At 68.0% G+C, this 6,000-nt stretch carries 7 protein-coding genes; 5 read left to right on the top strand and 2 right to left on the bottom strand.

Annotation, left to right across the window (positions count from 1 at the left end):
* Positions 1–271: 271 nt before the first annotated feature.
* Together BM060_RS18140 and BM060_RS18135 are read right to left on the bottom strand one after the other, a co-directional pair.
* Entirely contained in the window at positions 272–1,456 is a 1,185-nt protein-coding gene (locus tag BM060_RS18140; RefSeq protein ID WP_074981594.1) for a patatin-like phospholipase family protein, read from the bottom strand.
* Positions 1,457–1,528: 72 nt separating this feature from the next.
* Positions 1,529–2,458 carry a lipid A biosynthesis lauroyl acyltransferase gene (locus tag BM060_RS18135; RefSeq protein WP_058072890.1) on the bottom strand — a complete coding sequence of 310 codons (930 nt, stop codon included), beginning with the start codon at positions 2,456–2,458 and terminating at the stop codon, positions 1,529–1,531.
* A 158-nt stretch (positions 2,459–2,616) separates the two neighbouring features.
* Here BM060_RS18135 and minC point away from each other — a divergent pair, with 158 nt between their 5' ends.
* From minC to BM060_RS18110, 5 genes are all read left to right on the top strand, one after another.
* Positions 2,617–3,474, top strand: a complete 858-nt coding sequence (gene minC, locus BM060_RS18130; RefSeq protein ID WP_074981593.1) for a septum site-determining protein MinC — start codon at positions 2,617–2,619, stop codon at positions 3,472–3,474.
* Between the two features lie 61 nt (positions 3,475–3,535).
* Positions 3,536–4,351 (top strand): septum site-determining protein MinD, encoded by an 816-nt coding sequence (minD, locus tag BM060_RS18125; RefSeq protein WP_009620514.1) that lies wholly within the window; start codon positions 3,536–3,538, stop codon positions 4,349–4,351.
* Entirely contained in the window at positions 4,348–4,602 is a 255-nt protein-coding gene (minE, locus tag BM060_RS18120; RefSeq protein ID WP_009620516.1) for a cell division topological specificity factor MinE, read from the top strand. The genes minD and minE overlap by 4 nt, the downstream gene beginning before the upstream one ends.
* A 66-nt stretch (positions 4,603–4,668) precedes the next feature.
* Entirely contained in the window at positions 4,669–5,304 is a 636-nt protein-coding gene (locus BM060_RS18115) for an RluA family pseudouridine synthase (RefSeq protein WP_074981591.1), read from the top strand.
* A gap of 12 nt (positions 5,305–5,316) precedes the next feature.
* Positions 5,317–5,895 (top strand): class I SAM-dependent methyltransferase, encoded by a 579-nt coding sequence (locus tag BM060_RS18110; protein ID WP_074981589.1) that lies wholly within the window; start codon positions 5,317–5,319, stop codon positions 5,893–5,895.
* The last annotated feature ends 105 nt before the right edge of the window (positions 5,896–6,000 follow it).

The following is a 6,000-nucleotide window of genomic DNA, read 5'->3' as shown; positions in this document are numbered from 1 at the left end:
GGATACGGCGTGGGTGGGGCAGCGTAGGAGCGGATCTTATCCGCGAATCGCGCCGGGACACCCGGCTATCGCGGACAAGGTCCGCTCCTACGTTGCAGGCGAGCATGGCTTTTCGTAGGAGCGAGCTTGCTCGCGAACAAACGCCGTGCCATGCGGTTCGCGAGCAAGCTCGCTCCTACGAAGGGCGCTCCGGTGCGGCCTGCAAGGCAGTTACGTGTTTGCCTGAAGCGTAGGAGCGGGCTCCGTCCGCGATCCTCTCCACGCCCCTCCCCTACAGACAATGCTCCTCCAGCCCGAGAAAGCGCACCAGCTCCGCGCGCTTGTCCATCGCATCCTTGTAGCCCAGGCGGATCAGCTCGTGGCAATAGCCGCGCTCGAACAGCAGGTAGCTCAACACCCCCGCCCCGCTCGCCCGAGTCGCGCCCGGGCCGCGCAGGAACAGGCGCACCGCCCAGGGCAGTTCCTTGCGGTGCTTGGCCGCGATCTCGTCCAGCGGCCGCGACGGCGACACCAGCAGCACTTCCACCTCGCGCAGCCCGGCCTCGTGGCAGCGGCGCTCCTGGGGCACCAGCGAGCCCAGGTAATTGACGCGCTGCAGCACCTCGATATCCCCTTCCAGGCTATCGATGAAGGTGCTGTTGAGCAGGTGGATGCCCATCTGTGCCAGGGTCGGCGGCCGCCCGCTGGCCAGGTCGGCGGCGCCCTCGTCAGGCCCGTTGTTCGTCGGGTTGCCGCTGACGCCGATCACCAGCACGCGGTTGGCCCCCAGGTGCAGCGCCGGGCTGATCGGCGCCTGCTGGCGCACCGCGCCATCGCCGTAGTACTCGCGCTTGATGCGCACCGGGGCGAACAGCAGCGGGATCGCCGAGCTGGCCAGCAGGTGCTCCAGGTGCAGCCGCGTCGGCACACCGATGCGCCGGTGGCGCAGCCAGGGCTCGATGGTGGCGCGGCCCTGGTAGAAGGTCACCGCCTGCCCGGAGTCGTAGCCGAAGGCGGTCACCGCCACCGCGCGCAGCTTGCGTTGCTGCAGGGCGGCGCTGATGCCGGAAAAGTCCATCTCGCGGGCCAGCAGGTGGCGCAGCGGCGTGCTGTCGAGCAGCGCCACCGGCCGCCGCCGGCCCAGGCCCAGCAGGCTGTGGCCGAGGAAGCGCAGGGCCTGGCCGAGCACCCCGGTGAAGTCGGCGCGGTACACTTGGCCGGTGTGGAAACCCTTCCACACCCGCGTCAGGCTATGGATGGCCTCGCGGAAGGACAGCGCGCCGCAGGCCAGGCCCACGGCGTTGATGGCGCCGGCCGAGGTGCCGACGATGACCGGGAAGGGATTGGCCGCGCCCTCCGGCAGCAGCTCGGCGATGGCCGCCAGCACGCCCACCTGGTAGGCGGCGCGGGCGCCGCCGCCGGAGAGGATGAGGCCGGTGACGGCCTGGGGGGATGGGGGAACGGCAGATTCAGTCACGACCGGAGTCCTGGATGCGTCCTGCATTTGAGTATGCAGCGCCGCTCGCCGCGGTAAAGCCGGCCGCCGCGCTCAGCGCTTGTCGTAGAGCTTCGGTGCGCCTTCCGGGCGGCTCTTGAAACGGCGGTGGGCCCAGAGGTACTGCTCGGGCTGCTGGCGGATCTCGGCTTCCACCCACTGGTTGATGCGCAGGCAGTCGGCCTCCTCGCTCTCGCCGGGGAAGTCCTGCAGTGGCGGGTGCACCACCAGGCGGTAGCCGGAGCCGTCGGCCAGGCGCGTCTGGGTGAAGGGCATGACCTGCGCGCGGCCCAGGCGGGCGAACTTGGTGGTGGCGGTGACGGTGGCGGCCTGGATGCCGAACAGCGGCACGAACAGGCTCTGCTTGGCGCCGTAGTCCTGGTCCGGGGCGTACCAGATGGCGCGCCCGGCGCGCAGCACCTTGAGCATGGCACGCACGTCCTCGCGCTCGATGGCGCTGGCGTCCAGGTTGTGCCGCTCGCGGCCGCGGCGCTGCACGTAGTCGAACACCGGGTTGTCGTGCTCGCGGTACATGCCGTCGATGGTCTGCACCTGGCCCAGCAGCGCCGCGCCTATCTCCAGGGTGGTGAAGTGCATGGCCATGAGGATCACGCCCTTGCCTTCGGCCTGGGCCTGGCGCAGGTGCTCCAGGCCTTCTATATGGGCGAGCCTGGCCAGGCGCGCCCGGGGCCACCACCAGCTCATGGCCATCTCGAAGAAGGCGATGCCGGTGGAGGCGAAGTTGGCCTTGAGCAGCCGGGTGCGCTCGGCGGCGGACAGCTCGGGGAAGCACAGCTCCAGGTTGCGCGCGGCGATCGCCCGGCGGCTGCCGACCACGCGGTACATCAGCGCGCCCAGACCGCGCCCCAGCGCCAGCAGCGCCGGATAGGGCAGCTGCACCACCAGCCACAGCGCGCCCAGGCCCAGCCACAGCGGCCAGTAGCGCGGATGGAGGAAGGCGGGACGAAAGCTGGGACGATCCATGGAGGGTTCCGAAATGACGGGCAAAGGCGGCATTCTACCGCGAGCGTCGCCTTTGCGCCGCCGCTGCGGTGCCACTATCGCACCTGGCCCCGCGCCAGGCTTGCGGCTGCCGGGAGGGTTCGCTATAAGTCGAGGCCATTTAGCGATGCAGTGCGACCATGAGCCAAGCCGACCTCCTCGACCAAGATCCCGTTTTCCAGCTCAAGGGCAGCATGCTCGCCGTCACCGTGCTGGAACTGGCGCACAACGACCTGTCGCGCCTGGACCGTCAGCTCGCCGACAAGGTCGCCCAGGCTCCCAACTTCTTCCGCGACACCCCCCTGGTCCTGGCCCTGGACAAGCTGCCCGGCGGCGAAGGCCAGCTCGACCTGCAGGGCGTGCTGGACATCTGCCGCCGCCACGGCCTGCGCACCCTGGCCATCCGCGCCAACCGCGAGGAAGACCTGCGCCTGGCGACCATGCTGGACATCCCGGTGCTGCCGCCCTCCGGCTCCCGCGACCGCCCGCTGGAGCCCAAGGACACCACCGCGGGCCCGGCGAACGACGGCATAGTGCGCCGCCCGCGCAGCGAGAAGCTGGCCGAACCGGTGGTCGAAAAAGCCATCGACAAGGCCAGCGACAAGACCGCGGACCCGGCGCCTGAAAAAGCCCCTGAAAAGGCTGCCGAACCCGCCGCCCCGGCCGTCCGTCCGACTAAACTGGTGACCACCCCGGTACGCGGCGGCGTGCAGATCTACGCCGCCGGCGGCGACCTCATCGTGCTCGCCCCCGTGAGCCCCGGTGCGGAACTTCTGGCCGACGGCAACATCCACGTATACGGTCCGATGCGCGGTCGTGCCCTGGCCGGCGTCAAGGGCGACACCAGCGCGCGAATCTTCTGTCAGCAGTTGGGCGCCGAACTGGTCTCGATCGCCGGGAATTACAAGGTTGCAGAAGACCTTAGGCGCAGTCCGCAATGGGGGCAGGCGGTACACGTCAGCCTGTCGGGAGACGTGTTGAACATCACCCGCCTTTAACGGATACTGCCGCGAATTTCAGGGACCAGAACTCTTCGTTTTTTCTTTGGGGTGAATCACCTTGGCCAAGATCCTCGTAGTCACTTCCGGTAAGGGTGGCGTCGGTAAAACCACCACCAGCGCCGCCATCGGCACCGGCCTGGCCCTGCGCGGCCACAAGACCGTCATCGTCGACTTCGACGTGGGCCTGCGTAACCTCGACCTGATCATGGGCTGCGAACGCCGCGTGGTTTATGACTTCGTCAACGTCATCAACGGCGAAGCCACGCTGACCCAGGCCCTCATCAAGGACAAGCGCCTCGAGAACCTGTTCGTCCTGGCCGCCAGCCAGACCCGTGACAAGGACGCCCTCACCCAGGAAGGCGTCGGCAAGGTCATGGAAGAACTCAAGCAGAACTTCGAATACATCATCTGCGACTCCCCGGCCGGCATCGAGAAAGGTGCCCACCTGGCCATGTACTTCGCCGACGAGGCGATCGTCGTGACCAACCCGGAAGTCTCCTCGGTGCGCGACTCCGACCGCATGCTCGGCCTGCTGGCCAGCAAGTCGGCGCGCTCCGAGAAGGGCGAGGAGCCGATCAAGGAACACCTGCTGCTGACCCGCTACAACCCCGAGCGCGTCACCAAGGGCGAGATGCTCGGCGTGGAAGACGTCGAGGAAATCCTGGCGATCCGCCTGCTGGGCGTGATCCCCGAGTCGCAGGCCGTGCTCAAGGCCTCGAACCAGGGCGTGCCGGTCATCCTCGACGAGCAGAGCGACGCCGGCCAGGCCTACAGCGACGCGGTCGACCGCCTGCTGGGCAAAGAGATGCCACATCGGTTCCTCGATGTGCAGAAGAAAGGATTCCTGCAACGACTGTTCGGAGGACGTGAATGAGCCTTTTAGACTTCTTTCGCAGCCGGAAAGCGCCGAACAGCGCGTCCATCGCGAAGGAAAGACTCCAGATCATAGTCGCCCACGAGCGCGGCAACCGTTCGCAACCGGACTACCTCCCGCAGCTGCAGAAAGACCTGCTGGAAGTGATCCGCAAATACGTGCCGATCGACCAGGAACAGGTCCAGGTGGAACTGGCCAACCAGGGCAGCTGCTCGATCCTGGAACTCAACATCACTCTGCCGGAACGTTGATCGTTCCCGGAGTGAACTGCGGCGGCCTCGGCCGCCGCAGTCATTTCTAGCCGCTGTCGAGGCCCCATGCCGCTGTCGAACATCCAGATCGTCCACCAGGACGCCGCCCTGCTGGTGGTGAACAAGCCCACCCTGCTGCTCTCGGTGCCCGGCCGCGCCGAGGACAACAAGGACTGCCTGGTCACCCGCCTGCAGGAAAACGGCTACCCGGAGGCGCGCATCGTCCACCGCCTGGACTGGGAAACCTCCGGCCTGATGGTGCTGGCCCGCGACGCCGACAGCCACCGCGAGCTGTCCCGGCAGTTCCACGACCGCGAGACCGAAAAGGCCTACACCGCCCTGTGCTGGGGCGAGCCGGAACGGGACAGCGGGCGCATCGAACTGCCGCTGCGCTACGACCCGGAGAACAAGCCGCGGCACATCGTCGACCACGAGCACGGCCGCCACGCCCTGACCTTCTGGCGCGTGGTGGAACGCTGCGGCCAGTACGCAAGAGTCGAGCTGACGCCGATCACCGGCCGCTCGCACCAGCTGCGCGTGCACATGCTGTCCATCGGCCACCCGCTGCTCGGCGACCGCCTCTACGCCGAAGGCGAAGCCCTGGCCCTGCGCGACCGCCTGTGCCTGCACGCCAGCCTGCTGTGCCTGACCCACCCGCAGACCGGCGAGCGCCTGCGCTTCGAGTCGCCTGCGCCGTTCTGAGCGGAAACCGCCATGGACCGGCAAGACTTCCACCAGGCAACCCGCGGCGCCCCGCCCCATCCGTCGCTGATGCAAGCGCTGGAGCATTGGCACTGCGCGCCCGGCCTGGCCCTGGACCTGGGTTGCGGCTCGGGACGCGACACCCATGAGCTGCTGCGCCAGGGTTGGCGGGTGCTGGCGATCGACAGCAACGCCGCTGGCCTGCGTCACCTGACGGAAGGTTTATCCACAGGCCAGGCCGAACGCCTGCAAACCCGCTGCGAACGCTTCCAGGACACCGCCCTGCCCAACGCGCAGCTGATCAACAGCAGCTTCGCCCTGCCCTTCTGCCCGCCTGCCGATTTCCCGCGCCTGTGGCAAAGCATCGAGGCTGCCCTGGAGCGTGGCGGGCTGTTCGCCGGGCACTTCTTCGGCGAACGCGACCAGTGGCAGGGGCGCGACGGCATGAGCTTCCACACCCGCGAAGCCGTGCAAACCCTTTTCGAGGGCTGGGAAACGCTGCGCTTCGAAGAACACGAGTGGCAAGGCAAGACCGCCGTCGGTAGTGCCAAGCACTGGCATATCTTCGCCGTGGTGGCACGGCGCCCGTAGGAGCGGACCTTGTCCGCGATAGCCGGACGTCCCGGCGCGATTCGCGGATGAGATCCGCTCCTACGCCGCCCCACCTGCGCTATCCCCCTGTAGGAGCGCGCCCTG

Source organism: Pseudomonas citronellolis (assembly GCF_900112375.1).
Taxonomy (GTDB): Bacteria; Pseudomonadota; Gammaproteobacteria; order Pseudomonadales; family Pseudomonadaceae; genus Pseudomonas; species Pseudomonas citronellolis.
The sequence above is the reverse complement of the archived record's forward strand: the minus strand, read 5'-3'. Positions and strand labels throughout refer to the sequence as shown.